This window comes from Ornithinibacillus gellani (assembly GCF_003730295.1).
In the GTDB taxonomy this organism is placed as follows: Bacteria; Bacillota; Bacilli; order Bacillales; family Amphibacillaceae; genus Ornithinibacillus_A; species Ornithinibacillus_A gellani.
Window position 1 is genome coordinate 196,329 of record NZ_QTSZ01000029.1, and the last position, 25,519, is coordinate 221,847.

The 25,519-nt window shown below is 40.9% G+C and carries 20 protein-coding genes; 5 read left to right on the top strand and 15 right to left on the bottom strand.

The window, feature by feature from the left end:
• From DX933_RS09125 to fdrA, 3 genes are all read right to left on the bottom strand, one after another.
• Positions 1-891 (bottom strand): DUF2877 domain-containing protein, encoded by an 891-nt coding sequence (locus tag DX933_RS09125; protein ID WP_123316128.1) that lies wholly within the window; start codon positions 889-891, stop codon positions 1-3.
• Between the two features lie 6 nt (positions 892-897).
• Positions 898-2,160: a YlbE family protein gene (locus DX933_RS09130; RefSeq protein WP_123316129.1), complete on the bottom strand. Its 1,263-nt coding sequence runs from the start codon at positions 2,158-2,160 to the stop codon at positions 898-900.
• Between the two features lie 88 nt (positions 2,161-2,248).
• A complete protein-coding gene (fdrA, locus tag DX933_RS09135; RefSeq protein WP_123316130.1) occupies positions 2,249-3,994 on the bottom strand; it encodes an acyl-CoA synthetase FdrA in 1,746 nt (581 codons plus the stop codon).
• Positions 3,995-5,044: 1,050 nt separating this feature from the next.
• Between fdrA and DX933_RS09140 the strand changes: the two genes are divergently transcribed.
• Together DX933_RS09140 and DX933_RS09145 are read left to right on the top strand one after the other, a co-directional pair.
• Positions 5,045-6,283: an MFS transporter gene (locus DX933_RS09140; RefSeq protein WP_123316131.1), complete on the top strand. Its 1,239-nt coding sequence runs from the start codon at positions 5,045-5,047 to the stop codon at positions 6,281-6,283.
• Between the two features lie 266 nt (positions 6,284-6,549).
• The gene (locus DX933_RS09145; protein WP_123316132.1) at positions 6,550-7,419 is read left to right on the top strand and encodes an alpha/beta hydrolase; all 870 of its coding nucleotides are present in this window, start codon (positions 6,550-6,552) and stop codon (positions 7,417-7,419) included.
• A gap of 54 nt (positions 7,420-7,473) precedes the next feature.
• Here the strand turns inward: DX933_RS09145 and DX933_RS09150 are convergent, their stop codons facing one another.
• From DX933_RS09150 to DX933_RS09180, 7 genes are all read right to left on the bottom strand, one after another.
• A complete protein-coding gene (locus tag DX933_RS09150) occupies positions 7,474-8,424 on the bottom strand; it encodes a threonine ammonia-lyase (RefSeq protein WP_123316133.1) in 951 nt (316 codons plus the stop codon).
• Between the two features lie 26 nt (positions 8,425-8,450).
• Positions 8,451-9,944 carry a glycerol kinase GlpK gene (gene glpK, locus DX933_RS09155; protein WP_123316134.1) on the bottom strand — a complete coding sequence of 498 codons (1,494 nt, stop codon included), beginning with the start codon at positions 9,942-9,944 and terminating at the stop codon, positions 8,451-8,453.
• A 108-nt stretch (positions 9,945-10,052) separates the two neighbouring features.
• Positions 10,053-10,541, bottom strand: a complete 489-nt coding sequence (queF, locus tag DX933_RS09160; protein ID WP_123316135.1) for a preQ(1) synthase — start codon at positions 10,539-10,541, stop codon at positions 10,053-10,055.
• A gap of 156 nt (positions 10,542-10,697) precedes the next feature.
• On the bottom strand, positions 10,698-10,895 hold the full coding sequence (locus tag DX933_RS09165; protein ID WP_123316136.1) for an alpha/beta-type small acid-soluble spore protein: 198 nt from the start codon (positions 10,893-10,895) through the stop codon (positions 10,698-10,700).
• 70 nt (positions 10,896-10,965) lie between these two features.
• Positions 10,966-11,925 carry a dipeptidase gene (locus DX933_RS09170; RefSeq protein WP_123316137.1) on the bottom strand — a complete coding sequence of 320 codons (960 nt, stop codon included), beginning with the start codon at positions 11,923-11,925 and terminating at the stop codon, positions 10,966-10,968.
• A gap of 18 nt (positions 11,926-11,943) precedes the next feature.
• Positions 11,944-12,651 (bottom strand): gamma-glutamyl-gamma-aminobutyrate hydrolase family protein, encoded by a 708-nt coding sequence (locus DX933_RS09175; protein ID WP_123316138.1) that lies wholly within the window; start codon positions 12,649-12,651, stop codon positions 11,944-11,946.
• A gap of 116 nt (positions 12,652-12,767) precedes the next feature.
• The gene (locus DX933_RS09180) at positions 12,768-13,517 is read right to left on the bottom strand and encodes a hypothetical protein (protein ID WP_123316139.1); all 750 of its coding nucleotides are present in this window, start codon (positions 13,515-13,517) and stop codon (positions 12,768-12,770) included.
• A gap of 243 nt (positions 13,518-13,760) precedes the next feature.
• Between DX933_RS09180 and pflB the strand changes: the two genes are divergently transcribed.
• The 3 genes from pflB to DX933_RS09195 all read left to right on the top strand — a co-directional run bounded on the left by pflB (position 13,761) and on the right by DX933_RS09195 (position 17,951).
• Positions 13,761-16,001 (top strand): formate C-acetyltransferase, encoded by a 2,241-nt coding sequence (pflB, locus tag DX933_RS09185; RefSeq protein WP_123316140.1) that lies wholly within the window; start codon positions 13,761-13,763, stop codon positions 15,999-16,001.
• A 20-nt stretch (positions 16,002-16,021) separates the two neighbouring features.
• Positions 16,022-16,753, top strand: a complete 732-nt coding sequence (gene pflA, locus DX933_RS09190) for a pyruvate formate-lyase-activating protein (protein WP_123316141.1) — start codon at positions 16,022-16,024, stop codon at positions 16,751-16,753.
• A gap of 151 nt (positions 16,754-16,904) precedes the next feature.
• Positions 16,905-17,951 (top strand): 2,3-butanediol dehydrogenase, encoded by a 1,047-nt coding sequence (locus DX933_RS09195; RefSeq protein WP_123316142.1) that lies wholly within the window; start codon positions 16,905-16,907, stop codon positions 17,949-17,951.
• Between the two features lie 83 nt (positions 17,952-18,034).
• On the opposite strand, the gene ltrA is transcribed toward DX933_RS09195, so the two are convergent.
• From ltrA to DX933_RS09220, 5 genes are all read right to left on the bottom strand, one after another.
• Positions 18,035-19,321, bottom strand: a complete 1,287-nt coding sequence (ltrA, locus tag DX933_RS09200) for a group II intron reverse transcriptase/maturase (protein ID WP_123316143.1) — start codon at positions 19,319-19,321, stop codon at positions 18,035-18,037.
• Positions 19,322-19,850: 529 nt separating this feature from the next.
• Positions 19,851-20,699: a chemotaxis protein gene (locus tag DX933_RS09205; protein WP_123316144.1), complete on the bottom strand. Its 849-nt coding sequence runs from the start codon at positions 20,697-20,699 to the stop codon at positions 19,851-19,853.
• A 156-nt stretch (positions 20,700-20,855) separates the two neighbouring features.
• Complete coding sequence (locus tag DX933_RS09210; RefSeq protein WP_123316145.1) at positions 20,856-22,472, bottom strand: esterase/lipase family protein; 1,617 nt, start codon at positions 22,470-22,472, stop codon at positions 20,856-20,858.
• A gap of 220 nt (positions 22,473-22,692) precedes the next feature.
• Positions 22,693-24,072 (bottom strand): leucyl aminopeptidase family protein, encoded by a 1,380-nt coding sequence (locus DX933_RS09215; protein WP_123316146.1) that lies wholly within the window; start codon positions 24,070-24,072, stop codon positions 22,693-22,695.
• A 114-nt stretch (positions 24,073-24,186) separates the two neighbouring features.
• Positions 24,187-25,428 carry an MFS transporter gene (locus tag DX933_RS09220; protein WP_123316319.1) on the bottom strand — a complete coding sequence of 414 codons (1,242 nt, stop codon included), beginning with the start codon at positions 25,426-25,428 and terminating at the stop codon, positions 24,187-24,189.
• Positions 25,429-25,519: the final 91 nt, after the last annotated feature.

The window sequence follows — 25,519 nt, forward strand, 5'->3', positions numbered from 1 at the left end:
TCATTTCCTCCTAATCGTTAACAATCCGACTAATATTCCGAAAACTGTATCAGCTCCAGAACTGTGTCCTACTGATAATAACGCTTCAAGACGCGCTTGTAAATTATTTTTTGTGTTTTTTTTCGTAAGCTCGTGAATGACATGGACAACGGTGGAGCTAAATGCCCCTTGTAATGCATAAAAAAGATATTCCCTACTTACATCCGTTGTTATCCGTTCATCCAACAATACTTGTATAGCATGTATGAATGCTTCTGAACATATGGAAGTTGCGGCATGTACAGCAAGGATACCGACAATATAATCATCGCCGGACGGTGTCAGCCCTTTACCCCTGCCCAAAAAATAACGTAGGACGCGGATTGCATCCTCCGTTTTATTGGTAGTAATTGCAGCCAAAAGTGCATCGTGTTTTTCGATAACTTCATTTTCTGCGTGACTTCCATCCAATTCATGTAATAAATAATCCTCCACCAATACATTCAGACCAGTTTCTGCTGTATGCTGAATGAAACATGAAGCAAGCGCTGGTAGATGTTCCAGCATTACCTTTCGATGGATGACTGGCTCAATAGCAAAATTAAATTTGGAAGCAGCTTTTATATCCAGTGCAATCATACCTTCATGAAATTGTAGTTCACAAGTTGATTGAATCCAATATACTTGATCAAATTGATTGACATGCTGGAGGAGCTTTTGCAATGCTTCCTGTTTTACATGGATTCCAAATGGCAGCTTTCCATTTTTAGTTGTTCCAATAAAAAGAAGGTGCTCCCCCATCCTAACATTCAATCCATTATCAAATTTACTATGCACAATTCCAGTATCCGCTTGTGTAAATAAAAGAGGAATATGTTGACTATATTCCTCTCCCTTTATGTTTGTTTTCATCGTTAATTAGATCAAGCCTAGTTTTTCAGCATATGCTTCCAAAGCTTTTTCAAAGCATTCCTTTGGTGCTCTTACTGTTCCCGCACCAACCTGACCGACACCTGCTTCTTTATGAGCAATACCAGTATTGATTACCGGTTCAATCCCGGTTTCAACTACTTTTCTTGCGTCAATTCCAAGGCATGCCCCTTGGAAATCCCATGTAGGAATTGTAAAGTTACTATTTTGATCCATACAAATTTCCATCATTTCATTACTTGTAGAAAGGGCATCATTAAATCCACCAGCACCAACAAAGCGTGTTACTCCTGGTGCGGCAATCATTGCCATACCGCCCACTCCAAAGGTTTCCGTAATGGCACTATCACCGATATCCGGGTTGGCATCATCCTGGGAATAACCAGTAAAGAATAAGCCTTGTGGTGTATTAACTGGAGCAGTAAACCATTGATCTCCCATGCCACTTATGCGAATACCAAAGTCTTTACCATTACGACACATTGCAGTAACAACTGTTCCTTCTTCGATCTTTCTTGCACCATCCATAACAGCTTTACCAGTAGCCATCGCAATATTTAGGAAGAACTGGTCGGTATCAGCTAGGAATTGAATAACGTCTTTCATATCCTTTTCATCCATATCCAATTGAACGATGAATGGGCTAATTTCCTTCATGAAAATAAGAGATGCAGCTATATTACGTTGGTGGAACTCATCCCCCATTGTAATTGCCTTCGCAATCATAACATTCAAATTCATACCATCATCAGTTAGCTTCAACGCCTTGGATAGGGTTGGGCCTAATACATCCTGCATCCACTTCAAACGATTTACTACTTCTTCAGAATATGCACCAAAACGTAGTACTTTACCAATACCCTCATTCATGATGCAATAGGCTTCATTACCGTCTGTACGGTTTTCAACCACAAATACCGGCATGTTTGCAGTCGTAATACCACCCATTGGGCCAACAGCATTAACGTGATGACATGGGATGAAAGTAACTTCACCATTCGCAAGTGCCTTTTCCGCACTATCTGCATCTTCATACCAGCCTTCGAACAGGGAAGCACCGATACATGAACCTTGCATTGGACCAGTCATATCATCCCATTGAATTGGTGGACCAGCATGAAGAATAACTTTTCCTTCGTTTAGTTCTTTAATTTTGGACTTTGCTGGAACGACATCTACTAGAAATGGTGCAGAATTTACGATTTTTTCCACGACTGCTTTATTCGCTTCATCAATTGAATTGTATTTCATTTTTACGTTCCTCCTAGAAATTGTAATACATACATATAAAAGCATGGGCATATTGGATGAAGCAGTCGCCTCATCCAATCTACCTTCTTTATTTCAATAGGCTAAGGATCTTTCTCATTTTTTCATTGCCGCCCGCAATTGGACGCCAGTCATATTGAACAACTCTGCCACCATAAGCTGTAATCGCATCTGTAAAGCTCTTCAAACCTACGTTAATAATCGTTGGCTTATTATTTAATAATGATTTGATTTCTTCCGATACAGAAAGATCAAATTGCTTGGATGCTTCATATGGAACCAGTTCCTTTTCAGGATCCTCCACTTGAAGACCAACAATATTCATCGCTGTACGAACGGCTTCATTATTGCTATCTTTCACAATGATACCAGCTTCTTTTAGGCGATCACGATGTCCCTGATAGCTTTGTGGATCATTGTCTGTACCACATACAGAAGCAACCACATGTAGTGTTCTGCCATTTTCTTTTGCAGTAGCAACTGCTTTTTCAATAGATGGCATGAGTGCACTTGCCATATCTTCGTGTGAGCCATATCCAAGCACGTAATCAAGTACGATAACAGCAGTCGATTCATCTTCAGCAGCTTTCTCTATAAATTTCGCACGAGTTTCCGGATCAATCATCGGGTGTGGTTTACCTTGTGTATATTTATCATCTCCGAGGTCAACTACCTCGTGACCATTTTCTTTCAATACATAACCATCTACGTTTGTAATTTCACTGCCAAGACCAAGAGCATCGGAAATTAGTACTGCTGCTTCAGAAGCAAGTGTCCCACCGGAGAATAGACCTTTAATAGTTTTCTGACCTTCAGCTAGCTCCGCATGTTCTACAGTGTAATCTCCATCTGCATAGTTCTTTTTAATTTCTTTGTCTCTTGCCAAATCCACAGCAATACGTGCTGTTTCTTCTAGTGTATATGCTTGATAAATATTCCCTTCATGCTTCGTTGGTTTTTCTCCTAGGAAAATCGTTACAACTGGTTTACTTAAACCATGAAGCAATTCTACCACTTCGTTACGAACCTCTTTAGCTGGTGGCTTGGAAATAATCACAATAATATCGGTCTGGGCATGGTTTTCTAAAGCTTTAATCCCATCCATCATCGTAATCGCACCAACCGGTTCCTTTAGGTCGCGTCCACCAGTACCAATTGCATGGCTGACACCTTCACCGAGACGATCAATGATTGCAGTTACTTCCTGAATTCCTGTTCCGGAAGCCCCAACAACCCCGATTCTTCCTTTTTTTACTACGTTCGCAAATGCCATTGGAATGCCGTCAAGAATTCCAGTTCCACAGTCAGGACCCATAACGAGCAATCCTTTTTCATGCGCTTTCTGTTTCAACGCTACCTCATCGTCCATTGGTACGTTGTCACTGAATAAAAATGTATGCATTCCAAGATCCAGTGCTTTATGTGCTTCCTCAGCAGCATATTGCCCTGGTACAGAAATTAATGCTAAATTTGCATCTGGTAATGCTTTTGTTGCGCGATCCCATGTCCGCACGGTCTCAAAAGCTTCACTACCGCCACTAATGGACTGATCTTTTAAATACTGATCTGCCTTTTCCAATACTTCGTCAACCTTGCTCTCATCCTCTGTATCAATAACAATCGCCATGTCGTTGGATTCAGCTGTTGCCAAGTCTTCTGTATACAAACCTGCATCCTTAAAAATATCTTTATTTGCTGGTGTTCCCATCATGATTTGGACCTTATTAACGCCTTCGATTGACGAAACAGCATTTGTCAAAAGCATCAAGTTAATGGAGTCCTGATACGAATTTTTCTTAATAATAGTATGAATCACTGTTAAATCACCTCATCAATTATAGTATTTAAGCTTTTCCAACTACATGTTTTAAAGGAATGAAAGCATGAAAATTGGCGATTTATTTATGCTTCATCCGAATTATAATAAAGCTTCCATTACAATCGAATAAAATTGAAAGTGTTTACATTACAAAAACATTAAACTTTGTACGAATGCCTCATTTGTCCAAGTACCGTACTTATTATTTGCAAGTTTAACTGTTCCATTCCCGACTATATCTTTTCTGATTTAAAGGGGAATTGCCTTGGTTTTCCAGTATAAATCAAAACTGCTTTTGGGATGTTAAGAAGGCACGTCCGTGGAAATCGTTCATTTAATAATAGAAGTTTTAAGGGAAAACCCTGCGATTATATGTGAAGAATATAATGATTAAATGTTTTTTGATTATCAAGGTACAATTTATTTAAAAAGACAATTCTAAATACACACTCGTCGATTCGCCATTAAAAAAACAAATCTTGATATCAAAAGAACTAACATTTAGACCAGCCATTAATTTCCGCGGTTAGAAATTCCTTTCTATTTAAAAACATTTAAACCAAATCTTGGACGCTCTGAGATATTCATAATGTGAACGCCAATTGGCAGCCTCGTGTATGATTACTATCCTTGAGTCGAAGCCGCCTCATCTAGGTTCAAACATTGAGGTGTCTAACCCGCATGTATGAAGTCAGACGTACACTGGGAAACAGTCTTGTTCACGTGGTTATGATTGTAAGGAAAAGAATTCCACCAAATTATTCTAAGACCATTATCAAGGAACATTACGCAGTGTCCAAGTATGTATTTGATACCACATAACAGGTCACTCAAACCTAGTTACCTGGAACGGATGGCGGCGACTTCAGCGGGAAAAGCGTGAGTCTTGAGACCCCACAGCGAGCCGAATTTGCGAGCGAGGAGGCTTTTGCCATGCCCGCGGAAAGCATCCGCCAGTAGTGAAAGGTAACCGAGTTATCAACTATGAATTTCTCAGTAGTTATTAGGCTGGAAATGCTTAAATTTACTATACATGGAGGAAGCAAGATGAAAGATAACAATCAAACTAAACAATCAATACCTTACTGGATCAAAGCAGTTATTGTATTTTTCCTTGGTTGGGTTGCTTTATATGGAACACGTTCCGTACTCAATCCAGTTATGGATAATATACAGGATGAATTCCAGTTATCTGGAGCACAGCTTGGACTCATTAGTAGTATCTTTTTCCTGGGATATGCGGGGTTAAACATACCGTCGGGAATCCTGGGGGATAAAATCGGGAAAAAGAAGGTTCTCGTGCCCGGGGTATTATTATTCGGGATTTTTGCAGCTATTACCGGGATGATGCCAACATTTGTGTTATTTATTATATCCTGGCTTCTGGTGGGAATTTTCCAAGGCTTTTACTATGGCCCTCAATACGGATTATCATCCGAAGCAATCCCACCAAAACATATAACATTAGGGAGTGCAATTATTAACAGTGGAATGGCATTTGGTCTTTCGCTCGGTTATTTCATATCAAGCTATACGGTACAAACACTTGGTATGAGCTGGCGGGTACCTTTCTATATTATCGCCATACCGGTTATCCTAATTGGATTAGCAATGTGGTGGGTCATTCAGGATAAACCTAAAACGAAAGAAGAACGCAGTGAAGCAGCACTAAATGGTGAAAAGCTTCATTTTGCGGATCTCTTTAAAAATAAGAACTTAAATTATGCCTACATTACAATTTTTTGTGCAATTTATGCATTTTTCGTTGTTGTTACCTGGATTCCTTATTATTTGCAGCATGCTCGTGGTATTCACGGAACAGAAGTAGCTGTCGTATCTTCGCTTGTACCTTGGGCAGCTATTCCGGGATCCCTTTTCTTCAGCTGGATTGCAGATAGACTTGGGAAGCGACGTCCTGTCCTGCTCGTTATGCTTCCTTTATCTATTATCGCAATCGTCTCCATTGTTGCATTCGAAAGTATGACTGTATTATATATCGCCTTGATAGGCTATGGTATTTTTGGAAAAATTAGTACAAACCCTGTATTAGTGGCAGTTGTTGCCGACAATGCGCCAAAGCATGCATATAGTACAGCATTTGGTGTATACAATTTTTTTGGAATGTGCGGATCTATCCTAGCGCCATATATAACCGGGCTTTTGACAGATATAACAGGAACATTAAATGCTGGTTTTTATTTTGCTGGCATATTGCTTATTATCGCAGTAATTTCTGTCCTTTTAATGGATGAGAATAACCGCCCGAATGTGAATCCAACAGGCTAATTACGGACAAGGGAGTCATGGCTAATAACTGATTGGTGTCTTCATGACATGTCATCATCACATTAAAAAAACATTAAAAATGCAGGTTTATTCTTTTTTACAGTTCCATTTGATGTATGATTAGAGCTATCACGTTAAACATTTCACCCCCCAAAGTGATATGTTAACCATCCGGAGATTATGGGCAGCAGTTTTTCATCTGAAGGGATGAGCAAATTGGCTGCCCTTTTCTCCTCAAATCAGCATTAAAAGGGAGTTAATGGTCTATGAAGAAAACATTTGTTTACAAACACATCGATGGCTGTGAAATTAAAGGTGACTTTTATGAGGCTGCTCGTACACATGCACCGTTGATTGTCTATATTCATGGCGGTGGCCTGATTTGGGGAAGCAGGCAGGATATGATGTCCGAGCAAATCGAACTGTATCTTCGTCATGGCTTCCACGTATGCACCATTGATTATCGACTAGCACCGGAAACGAAGCTTGCGGGCATTGTCTCTGATATTGAAGATGCATTGACTTGGTTAAGGAATGAAGGGGCACAGCAATTCCCTTTCGATCCAGAAAAAATTGCTGTCATCGGCAGTTCTGCCGGGGCTTTTTTGGCATTACAAACAGGTACGTTTGCGATGAAACCAAAAGCGATTATTTCTTTTTATGGTTATGGCAGCATACTTGGGGAATGGTATCATAAGCCTTCCACACATTATCAAAAGATGACAAATGTGCCGGAAATGCTTGCACGCCAGCTCATACAAAACAAAACCATCTCAGAAGCCCCTATTGAAAGACGGTATGCTATTTATATGTATTGCCGTCAGCAAGGGAAGTGGAATGAATTTGTTTCTGATAAAAACCCAATAACAGATGCAAAGGAATTGGCTGCATATTGTCCAATCCAGCATATTAAGCCAGATTATCCTGCCACACTGTTATTGCATGGCACGAAGGATGAGGATGTGCCTTATGAAGAATCTGCGGCGATGCATGATGCATTGACAGCAGCAGGAATAAAAAATGAACTCATTACGATAGAAAATGGCAAGCATGTATTCGATGAAGAAATGAAAGCACCTGCAGTAAAATCGGCATTTGTAAAAGTAATCGATTTTCTAAAAACTGAACTAGCATAATGAAGCAAGGCATCCGGACTGCTGGAACGGATGCCTTGCTTTTTTTTCATGATATTATTGTTTGATGATACTGGAAATTTGCCGGATATCAGCATTTCCACCCGATAGCACACAAACAACCTTTTCATTTTGTATTTGAATCTTGTTAAATAGTAATGCAGCAACTGTAACAGCACCAGATGGCTCTACCAATTGTTTCGTTCGCTCCAACATAAAAGCACAAGCTTCACGGATTTCATGTTCTTCAACAAGCACTACATCATCTATATATTTCTGAATCAACGGAAAGGTTAAATCTCCCGGCTGAGAAGCCCGTAAGCCATCCGCAATGGTATTGGCCTGTGAAATGGGTGTTATTTCTCCTGCTTGCACAGAAAGATAAGTGTCATTAGCTGCTGCCGGCTCTACACCAATAACCCGTACAGATGGTTTTACTTCTTTGACAGCACGTAGGATTCCAGAAGATAATCCTCCTCCACCAATCGGTACGACAATTACATCGGTATCTGGTAATTGTTCCAAGATTTCCAGGCCCACTGTTCCTTGCCCTGCTAAGATGAATGGATCATCATAAGGAGGAATATATACCCCATTATTTCCGGCTGCTAAGTCTTGTGCTGCAGGCAGTCGTTCCGCTGAAGTTGTTCCAAAAAACTCCACCTTGCCCCCATAAGCTTGAATGGCCGAAACCTTACTCGGATTGGCATCCTCAGGAACAGCGATAATGGATTGAAGCCCAAGCCGATTAGCGATATAGGCTACAGCTTGGCCGTGATTACCTGAAGATGCTGCAGTAACAAGCTGGGCCCCCTCCTCTTGCACTTGAAGTATTTTATTGGTTGCGCCCCGTATTTTAAAAGAACCTGTTTTTTGTAAATGTTCTCCTTTAAAATAAACTTGTTGGCCAGTTCGCTTGGACAATTGCTCCGAAGCAAATATCGGGGTTCGGTGAATAAAAGATGCAATGCGATCACGCGCAGCATATATATCTTTAAGCTCTAACATAAGACATCACTCGCTTTCTTTTGTCTTCACTTAAATACCCTTGTCGCTTCCACAGCTTTTTGCCAGCCCTGATATAATTGTTTCCGTTTAGACGCTTCCATATTGGCATCAAACGTTTTTTCCAGCTGCCATAATGCAGAGATTTCTTTTTGATCCTGCCAAAAACCAACTGCTAATCCTGCCAAATATGCCGCTCCCAATGCAGTCGTTTCCTGTACAGCTGGTCTTTCCACTGATACATCCAGCATATCGCTCTGGAATTGCATTAATAAATCATTTTTTACTGCGCCACCGTCTACACGCAGTGTTTTTAACTTGATACCTGAGTCGGTCATCATTGCATCTATGACATCCTTCGTTTGATAAGCCAAAGATTCTAGTGTTGCTCTTACAATTTCTTCCCGACCTGTACCGCGAGTCAAGCCAAACATGGCACCACGCGCATCACTGTCCCAGTAAGGTGTACCAAGTCCTACAAAGGCAGGCACGACATAAACGCCATCTGTTGAATCAATCCGCTTGGCATAGTCTTCACTCTCAGGTGAATCTTTGATGATTTGCAAGCCATCACGTAGCCACTGAATGGCTGAACCAGCTACAAAAATACTACCTTCCAATGCGTATTCTACTTTTCCGTCTAATCCCCAGGCTATTGTCGTCAACAGACCATTTTCTGAGACGACTCCCTCCTCACCTGTGTGCATCAGCATAAAGCAACCAGTACCGTACGTATTTTTTGCCATTCCTTTTTCAAAGCAGGCTTGACCAAATAAAGCAGCTTGTTGATCTCCTGCGATACCAGCAATGGGGACCTCATGACCATAGAAATGGTAACTAGCTGTTTTCGTATAAATTGCAGAAGAATCATGTACCTCCGGAAGCATACTTTTTGGTACATCCAGAATGGAAAGTAACTCCTCATCCCAATCCAAATCATAAATATTGTACATCAATGTACGTGACGCATTGGAATAGTCTGTAACATGTGTCTTTCTACCGGAAAGCTTATAGATAAGCCACGTATCGATGGTACCAAACATCAGCTCACCATTCTCTGCTTTTTCCCTGGCGCCGTCTACATGATCAAGCAACCATTTCACCTTTGTCCCTGAAAAATACGGATCAATTAATAACCCTGTCTTTTTACGAAAGGTTTCCTCATGGCCGCCTTCTCTTAATGATTCACAAATGTCTGCTGTTTGTCTGGATTGCCAAACGATGGCATGATGAATAGGTTTACCTGTTTTACGATCCCAAACAACGGTTGTTTCTCGCTGATTGGTAATACCAATTCCCGCTATTTGTTCTGGCTCTACATCTGATTTCCGTAATGCCTCTGCAATACATCCAAGCACCGAAGTCCAAATTTCATTCGCATCATGCTCCACCCAGCCTGGCTTTGGAAAAAATTGTTCAAATTCACGCTGAGCAGTTTCAACGATTTCGCCCTTCCGATTAAAAATGATTGCTCGTGAGCTTGTCGTTCCCTGATCCAGTGCCATCATATATTTTTCGCCCATCCTGTCACTCCCCGTTCATGGTAAAGTATTGATTTACATCGAAATACATATTGTTCGATACCCAAATTCTACATGGATAAAGCATGTCACTATTCCAAAGGACTTAACCTAGCGATTATGAATATTCTCAGGATGCATGTCATGATTCATCATTCGATGAACTGCCATGTCTTCGTATTTGGTACCAGGCTTTCCATAATTACAATACGGATCGATAGATATTCCACCACGTGGCATGAACCTTCCCCATACCTCGATATACCTTGGTTCAATTACTTTGATCAAATCATCCATGATTCGATTCATTCCTGCTTCATGAAAGCCGCCTTCATTTCGAAAACTAAATAAGTATAGCTTTAATGCTTTACTTTCAATTATTTTTTCATCTGGTATATAAGCGATATAAATAGCAGCAAAATCAGGTTGGCCGGTTACTGGACATAATGTTGTAAATTCAGGACAATTACATTTAACGAAATAATCCCGATCTGGATAATCATTCTCAACAGCCTCTAATATATCTGGATTGTACTGAAAGGTATATGTAGCTTCTTTTCCTAATAAAGTTAAATCCTTGCCAATATCTTTTTTTGACATTGTTCCCTCACTCCTCATATTGCATATATAAGTCATTTATTATACTTGATTACAATCCTAAAAATTCGAAAAACCCGCCTCCAATCAATCAAAGGCGGGGTTTTTGTACCATCTCTGATAATTTCAATTCAGAGACAGTCATGGAAAGCCTGGTACTTATTTCCTATTAGCCATGCTCTCCTCGGCGATTTGGATCATTCGTTTGACCATTTCGCCACCCACTTTACCGTTTTCCCTTGCAGTTGTATCAGCACCCAATTCCACATCGTATTCCGCTGCGATTTCTTCCTTTAACTGGTTGACTGCATTTTCTGCTTTAGGCACCAACAATTGATTTCGTTCACGTTGATCCATTGTTGATCACTCCTTGTGGGTTGTGGCAGAATGTTCTGCTCACGATTAGCTTTTGAAAGGGCGGATATATTTATACATTCACCAGTCCCGGACGATGATTAAGAAAGTTTTGATAGGCAAAGCCAGCAATCTGTTGGTCTGAATAGTGGTTGCGTAATGCTTCAATCAATGCTTGGTATTTGGCGGCATTCTCCAACCCGTCTACGTAATAGACAATACCGTCAAAATCGGAACCAAAACCGATTTGTGTTTCTCCTCCAAGCGCACACAAATGATCCACATGTCGAATCAAATCAGCAATAGTGGATTGCTCGCCGCCCGCTTGAATGAATGGAGGATTAAAGACCAAATGAATTAGTCCACCCTTCGCAAACAATGCCTTAATCTGCTCATCATCCAGGTTACGTGGGTGATCACAAAGTGCCCTAGCATTGGAATGGCTTGCAAAAGGATAATCTGCCAATTCTACAATATCCCAAAACCCTTTGATAGATGCATGGGATACGTCCGTAAATACGTGATGCGCATTGTTCAATTTAACCACTTCTTTACCAAGCAGGGTTAAACCACCGCCCCTTGGTTCTCCTGCACCATCCGCACACAGATTGGCATTATTCCATGTTAAGCCGATGGACATAACCCCTAATCGATACAACTGTCTTAGTTTCATCAAATCATTGCCAAATGCATCTGCACCTTCAAGTGTTAGTACGGCACCAATTTCCCCTTCTTGAAGCTGATCCATTTCTTCCCATCTTTTGATATGCTTCATTTGCTTATTTTTCCCGATAACCTCTGTATAAAACAGATCAATTTGCTCTAAAGCATGCTGCCATTTTTCATCTGAAGGTACATTCGGTTCAATAAAAATAGCAAAAAACTGGACCCAAACATTTCCTTGTTTTAACTTTTGAAAACTGCAGTCCAACTGTGTTGCTGTTTGATAATCCAGTAATGTTTTCCCTTGTGGGTTTCTTTTATTCAGTTGTAATTTATATAAACTATCACAATGTGTATCAATGATTTTCAAGAAGCATTCTCCTTTGTATTACCGGCAAGCATCGATAAAGCCTTGAAAAATGGAATATGACGCTGCATCACCAGCAGGGAGCATATTCTCGGGATGCCATTGTAACCCAAGTACAAAACGGTGTGAGCTGCTTTCAATCGCTTCTATCACACCATCACTTGCCTTACCACTTACCCGGATTGGTTCTTTTACCGATCGATTTGCTTGATGATGACGACTGTTCACCCTTAGCTTGCTTGTTTTCGTCAATCGATACAATAAGCTGTCTGCTTCTACTTCAACGAAATGGGATCCATGCGCTTTTGGCGCTTTTTGGGCATGCTGAAGCAATGCATTATCTGTCTGACTATACATGTCCTGGTACATATCTCCACCAGCAGCAATATTCAAAATTTGAATACCACGGCAAACGCCTAATACTGGTTTATCTAACAACATCATTTTTTTGATTAATTTCAATTCGAATGCATCACGTGCAGGGATAATCGTTCCCAACTGCGGATGAGGCTCCTCGCCAAACAAAGTTGGATCAATGTCATAGCCACCAGTAGCATAGAGCCCGTCTATTTGCTGGGCAAGCTGCTCAATCACATCATCATCTTCTGTGTAAGTCAGCACAATTGGTAAGCCACCAACGGATTCAATAGCTTTGACATTATCATTTGCAATCATATAATATGCCTCGTCAACCTCCATGGAAGGAGAAATTCCAATTAACGGCTTCATATCAAATGCCTCCTTTATATGTATTCTACGAAATGTTGGCAATTTACAGAACCAAATTCCTATGGTGCATTCACCCTACGCTACATCACGCAGGACAAATGCGCCATCCTACTATTTCATTCAAATGGTTTTGCATCGGGCAAATCATCACCAGGGTCTTTCTCACCGCCATCATCACTACCATCATCGCCACCGTTGTCTCCACTATCATCTCCCCCACCATCACCTGGTGGTTCTTCAGCCGGTGGATCTTTTGGCTCTTCCGGTTTTGGATCCTTTGGTTTATTATCTTCATTTCCTTTATCGTTGTCATTATTTTCCTTGTCTTTATCCTTATCTTTGTCCTCGTTCTTATCCTTGTCCTTGTCACCAGGCTTTTTATCTGGACCTTTGTCTTTCCCTGCATCTTTATCCTGGTTTCCTGGCTTATTTGTATGACCATTATGATTGCCACCAGTATTTCCGTTATTCCCATTCGTTCCTGTATTTGAACCATAATCACTTGAGCCATTCGATCCGGTATTGGTTTGATCTGTTTGTGCATAAGCATCATCAGGCTCTTCTGTCACAATCATTTGATCCTCTTCTGTTTCCAGTTCATCTGCTTCTTCCAGTTCCTCCTCATCCAGCACCATTTCGTCCATATCTTCTCGATCAAAGAAATCTTCTGATAGCTCGGATAATTGTTTTTTATCTGCGACAGTACGCATGATATGTTCATGTGCTTCCTGAGGTGCATCAACTTGAGTAGTTGATTCAACAGGTCCGCCTAAAAAACTTTTGACGACCCAAAAACCGCCCACTGCAATCGGTATTAATAATAAAATAGTAGCTACAATTCCAACAGCTTCCCGCCTAACGTCCAATAATAGCCCCTCCTTCCCTACGATGAAATCAGTTCATGATGTTTTTTCTAAAAACTGACCTTATTCTCTACTATATAATATTTTCGCTAGAATGTAACAAAATCCTGTCAACTTCCTATGAATTTGACATAAATTTGTTACATTTTTTCAGTTTTCAACAATAAAACTATGTTATTCTAGTTATAGAAACACATGCTCAATATTTCACATACTTTAATGTATGAAATTTAGGAGGTAATTTCTATGCAAACGAAGGATGGTTGGAAATTATTTAAATGTGGAAAGTGGCAATCGGAAATTAATGTTCGAGATTTTATAATCCAAAATTTCTCGCCATATGTAGGTGATGAACAATTTTTATCTGGACCAACAACTAACACAGAATCCCTTTGGGAGCAAGTGATGGACCTAACAAAACGCGAACGGGAAAATGGTGGCGTATTGGATATGGATACGGAAATTGTGTCCACCATTACTTCTCACGGTGTAGGCTATTTAAATGAAGATACGGAGCAAATTGTTGGTCTGCAAACAGATGAACCATTTAAACGTTCTTTACAGCCATTTGGAGGTATCCGTATGGCCGTTGATGCAGCTAACGCTTATGGTTTTAAAATTGATGATACCGTTAAAAAAGTATTTACTGACTACCGTAAAACGCATAACCAAGGTGTATTCGATGCATACACTCCTGAAATGCGTCTGGCAAGAAAAGCGGGCATCATAACAGGTCTGCCGGATGCGTACGGAAGAGGTAGAATTATTGGGGATTATCGTCGTGTTGCCCTTTACGGTGTGGATTATTTAATTGAAGACAAACAAGAAGAATTACATCTAACAGGTGGCAACGGAGTCATGTCCGAAGAAATAATTCGGGATCGTGAAGAGCTAACAGAACAAATACGTGCACTACAAGAACTCAAACAAATGGCTGCCTCCTATGGTTATGATATTTCTCAACCAGCTACAACTGCGAAGGAAGCTTTTCAGTGGCTATATTTTGCATATCTAGGTGCGATCAAGGAACAGAACGGTGCTGCAATGAGCTTAGGACGTGTTTCCACCTTCCTCGATATTTATATCGAACGTGACTTAGAAAATAATGTCCTAACCGAACAAGAAGCACAGGAGCTTGTCGACCATTTTGTCATGAAGCTGCGTCTCGTGAAATTTGCACGTACACCTGACTATAACGAATTATTCAGTGGTGATCCTACTTGGGTTACAGAAGCAATTGGCGGTGTTGCGGCTGATGGCACACCACTCGTAACGAAAAACTCTTATCGATTCTTGCACACTTTAACGAATCTTGGACCTGCACCTGAACCAAACCTAACTGTACTTTGGTCAGAGAAGCTTCCAGAGAAATTCAAACGATATTGTGCACGGATGTCGATTGAAACGAGTTCCATTCAATACGAGAATGACGATTTAATGCGCGATATATATGGCGATGACTATGGAATTGCCTGCTGTGTATCCGCAATGGCTATTGGTAAGCAGCTTCAGTTCTTTGGAGCACGTGCCAACCTTGCTAAAGCATTACTGTATGCCATTAATGGTGGTGTAGATGAAAAGTTATTTATCCAAGTAGGTCCAGCATATGAACCTGTTACGACAGAATACTTGGCATACGATGACGTCATGAAACGATATGATCGGATGCTTGATTGGTTAGCTGGTCTCTATGTCAACACCTTGAACGTCATTCATTTCATGCATGATAAATATAGCTATGAAAGATTGGAAATGGCATTACATGACAAGGAAGTTCTTCGGACCATGGCTTGTGGAATTGCCGGATTGTCAGTTGTTGCAGACTCATTGAGTGCCATAAAGTATGCGAAGGTCCGGACGATTCGTAATGATGATGGACTTGTAGTTGATTATGAAATTGAAGGCGACTATCCAATGTACGGTAATAATGATGACCGTGTCGACGATATTGCAGTCGAGCTTGTTAAGAACTTCATGAATAAAATCAGACAACATCAAACCTATCGTCGTGCAGTACCTACTCAATCTGTATTAACGATTACTTCTAACGTTGTATATGGTAAAAAGACAGGTAACACACCAGACGGAAGAAAAGCTGGGGAACCATTTGCACCTGGAGCCAACCCACTTCATGGTCGCGACCGAAAAGGAGCACTCGCATCCTTATCATCAGTCGCCAAGCTTAATTATGATGATGCATTAGATGGAATTAGTAACACCTTCTCTATCGTACCAAAGGCTTTAGGTCACGAATTAGATACACGTAAAATGAATTTAGCTGGACTACTGGATGGTTACATGAGAAAAGGTGGACACCATTTGAATGTGAACGTCTTTGATCGGGATACACTGCTGGATGCAATGGAGCATCCTGAGGAATATCCGCAGTTAACGATTCGTGTATCCGGATATGCTGTTAATTTCATCAAATTAACTCGTGAACAGCAGCTTGATGTAATTCAGCGAACATTTCACGAAAGTCGATAATCGGAAAAGGGGTGCCTCCCATGCTAGGTAGAATACATTCAATCGAAACATTTGGAACAGTCGATGGACCAGGATTACGTTACGTCCTATTTATGCAAGGCTGTCTGCTGCGCTGCCAATTTTGCCATAATCCCGACACATGGAAGCGTTCGGAAGGAAAGCAGGTTTCCGTTGCAGAAATTATCAAAGAGATAGAAGACTATCAACCATTTTTCGAAGCGGCTGGTGGAGGCGTAACCGTTAGTGGTGGGGAACCATTACTACAACTGGATTTTTTAGCAGCGTTATTCCGAGAATTGAAGCAACGTGGAATCCATACAGCTATTGATACGTCTGGGGGCTGTTATTCCAGCTCCCCCACCTTCCGAAAAAAGTTAGACGAAGTGTTGGATTTAACTGACCTTGTTTTACTTGATTTAAAGCAAATCAATGCAGACAAGCACCAAAAATTAACTGGTATGTCTAATCGGCATATTTTGGATTTTGCCGCTTATTTAGATGAACGTCATGTACCAGTATGGATTCGTCACGTCCTCATTCCTGGGAAAACAGATATTGATGAGGACTTAACGAAACTATCTCGTTTCATTTCAACTTTAACTAATGTGGAAAAAATCGATGTCCTGCCATATCACCAGCTAGGTGTATATAAGTGGAAAGAACTTGGACTTGATTATCCATTGGAGGGTACAGAACCACCAACGGAAGACCGTGTTGAAAATGCAAAAAGAATTCTTCACGCTGCATTGTGATGCCCATACGCTTTGCCACATGGGGAATATAGACAGCCGCCTTATATAAACATAACGGCACTAAGATTAATCGGCAGGAAATATTTACTATTTGCAGCAATAATGAAATTGCATCATATATCAACCTATTTTAGCTAAGGAGAGGATTTTAATGAAAGCAGCACGTTGGTACAATCAACATGATATTCGTGTGGAAGAAACAACAGAACCAACACCACAACCAGGAGAAGTTAAAATTAAGGTTGCTTGGGCAGGGATATGTGGTAGTGACTTGCATGAATATGTGGCAGGGCCTATATTCATTCCTGTTGGGGAGCCACATGTCTTAACAAAAGATACAGCACCGATTATTATGGGACATGAATTTTCTGGTGAAATTACTGAGGTCGGTGAAGGCGTTGAACGATTCCAGCCTGGTGATCGGGTCACCATTGAACCAATTTATAGATGTGGAAAGTGTGCCGCTTGTAAGACCGGTCGCTACAATCTTTGTGAACATCTTGGCTTTCATGGATTAGCTGGCGGCGGTGGTGGATTTGCTGAATACACTACTGTTCCAGAAGTGATGGTTCATCCTATTCCAGACGAAATGACCTTTGAACAAGCAGCACTTGTAGAACCTGCAGCAGTTGCCCTCCATGCTATTCGCATGAGTAAATTACGTCCTGGAGATACAGCAGCAGTGTTTGGAGCGGGGCCAATCGGTCTACTTACCATTCAATCTCTGCTATTATCTGGTGCAAGTAAAGTATTTGCTGTCGAGATTTCAGAAGAAAGAAAGCAGCTTGCCGCTGAACTCGGTGCAATTGTTATTGACCCGACAGAAGGGGATCCAGTTGAAGCAATTCGAAATGCAACAGGAGATGGAGTTGCTGTCAGTTATGAAGTAACAGGTATTCCAGCGGTACTACAGCAGGCGATAGACTGTACAGCAATAGCTGGCGAAACAGTTATTGTAAGCATTTGGGAAACAAATCCCAGCTTTAATGCCAATGAAATTGTCCTAAAAGAACGTTATGTCACAGGTACCATTGCTTACCGTGATATCTTCCCTGCTGTGATTGACCTCATCGCTTCCGGTCAATTTGCTGCAGAGAAATTGGTTACGAAAAAAATTGCTCTCGATGACATTGTGGAACAAGGCTTTGATGCGCTCATCCAAGAAAAGTCTCAAGTAAAAATACTTGTTAAACCATAAAATAATGATCGAGTAGGAGGGAGTTACTAGCTCCCGTCCTCTCACACCACCGTACGTACGGTTCCGTATACGGCGGTTCAGTTTTAAATATGCACTTTATTATAATGTTCTAGACAGGAGACTAATCCAAATTGTGATAGTCTCTTGTTTGTAATTGTTGTTGTAAGTATCCACGAATATGCAATACGTACCGCACCCTTACTTGTATGACTGTATTTGTACGCATTGAATTTATCCATTCCTAGCTTTATCAAGTTCTTCCTACGATTCTTCGCAGTCTTCCACTTTTTCCAAATACACATGCGGAGGCGAAGGCGTATATGACCTTCAATTTTCTTCAAAATGGTTTTCATTTCCCCTATCTTGAAGTAGTTAATCCATCCGCGAATCACTTGATTCAGACGCTCTACCTGATACTTCGTATCTACACTCCAATTTTTCCTTGTTAACTCTTTTAGTTTATACTTAAATGAGTTGACGGATGATTGATGTGGTTTGGCTTTATATTCTTTTGTTTTATAATCCCTGAAGAAACCAAATCCTAGAAATTTCAAAGTAGGGTCATAAGGTTTTGTAACTTTAGATTTTGATGTGTTTACAATTAATCCAAGTTTATCTTCAATAAACTTAGTAATCGAACGCATGACTCTTCTTGCCGCCATATCACTCTTAACTAAGATAATACAGTCATCGGCATAACGGACAAAACGAAGTTTTCGTGATTCCAGTTCTTTATCTAATTCGTTAAGCATGATATTGCTAAGGAGTGGCGATAAATTTCCACCCTGAGGTGTTCCGATTGAGGTTTTCTCAACCCTTCCATTTATTTGGACACCACTAACCAAGAATTTTCGAATAAGTGAAATCACATCTCCGTCATCAATTGTTCGCGAAACTAAGTTCATGAGACGGTCGTGGTGTACCGTGTCAAAGAAACGTTCCAAATCAATATCGACTATCCAATCATATCCATCGTTCATATACTCTAGTGCTTGGACGATGGCCATTTCCGCATATCTTTTTGGTCTAAATCCATAGCTATATTCACTAAACTTTTTATCAAAGATAGGTGTGAGAACTTGTGAGATGGCTTGTTGAATCAAACGGTCTTGGACCGTTGGAACTCCCAACAATCGAACTCCTTTTCCATTATCTTTTGGAATTTCCACTCGCAACACTGGAGATGGTTGATATTTCCTCTGTTCGATTTGCGTAATAATTTCCTGTTTGTTTTTCAATATATGACTACGCAGTTCAGATACGGTCATGCCATCTATACCAGGTTCTCCCTTTTTCCTTTTAACTTGTTTATAAGCTCGGTTTAAATTTTCTCTACTTAAAATTTTGTCTAGTAATTTTCTTTCGTGCATATTTGTTATTTCCTTTCTTTTCCGTAGAATCGGTATCCACTTTTACGTTTTTCACCAGTGGTCTATTTCCTTTCCCAAATCAGATTTCCAAAACGTTAAAACTGTTCAGCCCTTCGCTCTTTCTAATTTTCATTAGATGTCTTCACTACTACGACTTCTGCTGACTTCTCACATTCCAGTCTTACATCACTGTAAGGGTTTGGTGTAGACATGTGAGATCTCCCCAGTTAAGGTGCGAACTCTTTCTCTCCATCCATCTGCCATATATACACCATGTAGTTATTTCAATAGCTATTGGACTTTAGCTTCTTTCGCAGCCTTATCCCTACATGTTGCCTCCTATATGATTTCTGTTCGTCAGACCAGAGATTTGCCTCCAACTTCCTTCAGATTCCACGTCACCGTGGACACCCTTGTTCTTGGCTATGTGTTTACCGCTATTGGGTCACACTAAGGACTTTCACCTGTTAGAGCTCGCCCATGCTGGGCGAACAAAAAAGCGGGACGTCACATTTTTGGCAGTCCCGCTTTAATTTATTTCCCTCCAGGTTCGAACCAAGCCGTCTACAATTCGGTCTATAACGCGGCGAGTGCGATCATATTCTCGATGCGATAAGGGATTCCAATGGGTGAGCATGCCTCCAGCATTCACCTCTACATCTTCGGTAACCGCATCATCATATGCTTTATTTACATTTTTCAATGGGTAAGCAAGGACATCATCCTTATCAAAGAAATTCAACCATTCTCCTGTTAATTTCGGATAAAAATGACGCGCGGCAGGCGCTGGTACTGTAATCGGTGAGCCGAAATCCAGGTACCGAAGCGACCAGAGTGCTAGTGGACTTCCCAGCGTGTAAAACAAAGCCAAGGTTTGGCATGTTTCGATTGGCGTTTCAGCCTTTTGCTCCATTGTTTTTCTTCCTAATTGTTCATGGTTATATTGTAAATCATAGAAATAATTACTAGCTACCACTGATCCTAAACTATGACTAATAACGCAAAGCGGTGCATGCTCGCCCGCTTTTTCTTTGAGTAAGTTAACAGATTTTGCCACTAGTCCGTGCACCTGATGGTAATTTTGGTCTCCTTGTATGGTAGGTTGATAGGCAACTGCATCCGCCAAAAACTCAACAACAAAACGTCGTAAACGATGGAAATTCAACGCATTTCCATCTTCAATTCGTCTAAATAATTCAGTTTGTTCCTTCGAAAAGATAGCGGACCAAAACACTGGTTGAAAAACGAGCACCTCTTCTGCTGGCAGCTTCAATTTCCTGGCAACTCGTTTCGCAATTCGGTCTATTAAATCATCTGCGAAATCTTCTTTTGGCGTGCCAGCTCCATGTAAAACAAGGATAGCAATTTTCTGTGCCATTGCATCCTCCTCCATCCTCTTTGCATTTCACAGCACTGTCATGAAAAAAGACCAGAACTAGAACACTTAAATACTGCTGTTAACCATTTTCATGCTGGTGTTAAACACCAGCATGATGATTTCAGGTTGCAGTTCCAACCCCTATTAAATGGACTATTATTTCCCAGTATATATGGTGTCTATATACGTCCGTTTAAAGGTGGATCCGGAAGTTGTTTTCCCTTCGATATCAATCGTAATATTATATACTTCTTCTTCTTTTGCCAAGGTGAGATGTTTGGTAAGTCCAGCCTTGCCATTCATTGTCCATGTCTTTATACTGGCGGGATTACCAGATTCCATCACATGATACGTTACATTCCATTTATCCATGTCAAATCCACTTGATTCCGGTTTTAGTTCATATTGAATACCACCTGACATCGGTCCGAGTAAGGTAGTTGCACGTTTTACCGATAGTTGATTTGCAGCTTGATAATCAGCGACGAGCAGATAAGCATTTTCCTTTTCAGAATGGAAACGCAGCTTGAGTTCATCTGAGGCAGGTTGCTGAATGTTGACCTGATAGATATAGGCATTGGGAAAATATCCTTCCATCTCCTGACCAGATGTTACCGTTACAGGTACTTCCTGCCCATCTTCATTTACAAGCTGAAAATCCGTTAATGGCTTGGCTGACATGATTTGCAATTTTGTTTCCTGAACTTGGTCTTCAATTGGAATTTCTATCTCGTGCATACCAGTAATTTCAAGCGGTCCTCCGTGAATCCAACGATTTGCATGATGGTTATTCTTTTCTATTGTGTCAACCGGTATGATTCGTTGGCTTGCTTGCTTTTGTACATTGGCACTGCTTAAATAATTTTCAAAAACAGGAAAAGTGACACCTGTTCGTATCGAAGTGTGGTTCCAATCGCCAATTGCCAATTCCTGAGCTCCTGGCAGCTTACTGCTATCAGTTGTCACGACACCATCATTGGGACCATAACTGGATAAATACATTCCACCAAACCAATTCGAGGAAAAAGCACTTCCCCAATCCGTTCCACCAAGTGTGTAATAATGATGATAGCTTGCCAGTGGTTCTGGATCTGTTATGGAGCGAAAATGCGCCATATATCCAGTTTCCATTGCATAGGTGCCATCTCCTTGCATACCAATCAAATCAGCCAACCAGCCAGCCCAAAAGCTATATGCTAAATCAGCAAGCTGCGAACCATGATGCGGGCTCGATAGCGTAATGACTTGGTCCACCTTATCCTGTACGCCAAAATAGGTTAAAGCAGTTTGGGTATCGACACCTCCCTTACTATAAGCAATGATCGTGATTGGCTGATGATCAAAATGGGCAGCTATTTCATTGATTTTTTCTGCTAATAATTCCCCATTGTCCCACATATCAGCTGATTCACCACCAGCATCATGTAATTGGACAAAGGCTGTTTGATAACCAGCATCAAATGCGGTTTGATACATATTATTTTCTTCCCACCAAATTTGTGCCACGTTATTTAGTCCTGGTACAAATAGCAGGATCGGTGCATTCGGTAATAAATTAGGCGGTGTATCACCTGCATACCATTCTCCTGGCGTTTCGTCATTTCCATTTCCACCTTTCCCGTACAGTCCAGCCTTTCCTTTTCCTACTACAGTTGGTTGAGCTGCAACCTGTTCCTTATTCTCCGTAAGCATTGTATCCGCGTGTATGTTCATTGGTAGTATGAAGAGAAGCAAGAAAGCAGGCAAGATAAGCCATTTCTGACAACTTCGCATCCTTACACATCTCCTTTTAAAACATATTGTCGTTCTGCTCCTTGTATACCCCTTCTAACTCCAAAGTAACGAAGATTCAGAAATTTAATACAGAAGTCCTGCTCCTGTCTTGTCAGAAGGAAGCGAGCTAGTATTTTTTCCCAGGGATATCCTACCATGTCCCTGCTCCAAGCATAAGAAAAGCATCTACCCCATTTAGGATAGATGCTTTTTCCAGCATTTATTTAGAATAATGTACTGCAAAGTCAGCTAGCAGTCGTGCACCGAAGCCAGTAGCGGATTTCGCATAATAGCCTTCCGCTGAGCGGCTCATAACACCTGCCATATCAACATGTAACCAGTCCGCTGCCTCTGGGACAAAGCGGCGCAAAAATAATCCAGCAGTAATCGAGCCAGCCTCACCTTTCGAGCTAATATTACTGAAATCTGCATAATCACTTTTTAAATAGCTATCATATGCATCCACAAGTGGCATTGGCCACACAAAGTCACCATTCTCATCACCGATACGTTTTATATCCAAAGTTAGTTGTTCTGTACCGAATACACCAGCCAGCTTGGATCCAAGCGCACTCCAAATCGCACCAGTTAGTGTTGCAATATCGATAATCGCTTTCGCACCAAGCGCTTCAGCACGTAATATACCATCAGCTAAAATTAAGCGGCCTTCCGCATCTGTATTTCCCACTTGAACCGTATGACCATTTTTATAGCGAATGACATCACCAGGTAAAATAGAGTTGCTATCTGGCATGTTTTCAACAATAGGAATCAATGCAACGACATTCACTTTCGCTTTTGAAGCTGCTAACAGCTTCATCGCTCCAGCAACTGCCGCAGCACCACCCATATCCATACGCATGTCACTTAGATCACGTCCACCCTTTAGGCTAATCCCACCTGTATCAAAGGTAACCCCTTTTCCAACAAGTGCGATAAGCGGCTGTTTCGAGTCATACGTATAGGTCAATTCGACAAATGCTGGGGCATGCTTACTCCCTTGCGCAACTGCAAGCACCCCATTCATTTCCATCGCTTCAATTGCTTTCTTATCATGGACTGTAACCAAAACATCTGTACCTGCAAATTCTTTTTCCAGTCTATTTGGGAACGTGGAAGGGTTCAATGCACTTGGAATATCATTCATCAAGTCCCGCGAAAATGACATGGCTTGTGCACGAACCTCACCAGCTTGAACAGCTGTTTCAAATCCAGCTGGAACCTCAATTGCTACGGCTTTTGGTTGTTCCTTGGATAAATAGCTGGAGAATGCGTAATTCCCCAAATGCCAGCCTTCTACAAAAGCAGTAATTGCAGCTGCTTCATCTATTTTTGCAAAAAGTGTTGCTAGGACGTCCTGTTCCAATTTCGCTGATGTCAGACCATATTTTTGAAGGGAACGGGCAATTCCTCCAGCAATCATTCGGATTTTTTCCGTTGATTGTTTCTTTTCCTCTACTTCCTTCACAACCATATACAATGCGTTTTCTGTTGGAAGCAGGCTATAGTCCTTCTTCTCGCCTGCCAGCAATTCCTGCAGTATGGATGCTTGGTCTAATCGTACATCTTTTTCTGAAATTATAATTGCTTGTTGACTCATCTCTTCTACCCCCGTTGTTCCTCTGTTTATTTGAAGGCTATTGGTTTTGGCGATAAAAACCGGCCAATATTTCGCCTCCCTAAACAATATTCGACATAAGTGACGAAAATCCTGCTATTCCTTGATACGTTTAAATGCAAAATAAAAATATAGAGAACCTGCAACATATAATCCCGCTGTGATGGAAAATACATGGGCGTACCCCCAATAAGCTCCATACTGCATGACTATGGAGGTAGATACTGGACCCATCAATGCCCAGCCAAGGCTAAATACCATTTGATTAATAGAATTGGCTAGACCTTTTACAGAATCATCAACCTTCGCCATCATCAACGACATTTGAATGGGGTTACCAGCATTCATCAACGCTTGACGAAATAAAAATCCAATGCTCGCAAGCAGTAGATTTTCTGTAAAGGCAGTCAGAAGTAAAAAGGGCAATGATAGCAACTGCAAAAACACTACTGCTCGCACCTCACCTACACGCTTTACCACAAGTGGGCCAATAAACATTGCAACAGCCGTTGCTGCTTGCCCTAATGAAATGATTAAACCAATTAATGTCGTGGATGCTGCAAATCGATCTGCAAAATACAGATTTAAATATGGAATAACCAGACCACTTCCAAAACCAATTAATAACTGGGCTATCGCAAAAATACCGATAATTTGAAAACCGATTCGATTTGCCTTGAAAAATAGTACAGGACTAACCCGCACATGTTCTTTTTTAACTGGACGTCTTTTACGAACCTCCTGCATTCGCATAATGGGAAAGACAGCAAGAAAATAAAAGACACTGCCAATAATCAATGTTAGTCGGATACTAATAAGATCACTAAAGCCGAATGAAAATAAATCCGTCAGCCCTCCACCTAATAAACTACCAATCACATTTGCAACAGTCATCAGTGCAGCATTTAAACTAAATAAATGAACCCGCTGTACAGGTGTAGAGTTTTCAGCTAACCAAGGAATGGCAGACACTTGAAGGAATGCGGTTGTTAAACCGGTTAAAAAACCAGTCGTTAATAAAACCGATTCTCCTTCCATCATTCCACGCATAAATAGTATGATTCCGGAAGCCATCACACCAAAGGTCATTATTTTCTTCCGTCCTACCCGGTCACTAAGCATGCCAGCAGGTACGAGAATAATAGCAGTTGCTAGAGCGGTTAGTGCAATTATTTTTCCATTGACATCTTGACTAAAGCCCAATTCACGTATGTAAAAATTATAAACAACCATAAAAATACCCATGCCAATTTGTGAAAAAATGTTGGCTGTAATGGCTAGCTTCACATTCTGATTATATGTTTTTAACTGTTTTGCCCAGTCCCGGATGAAATTCACTTGTACACCCACTACTTTCCCTTATTCAATTGCTCCAAGTAATTCTAATCTTATTATTCTAAATTGTAAATAGACGAACAAAGTAGACTGA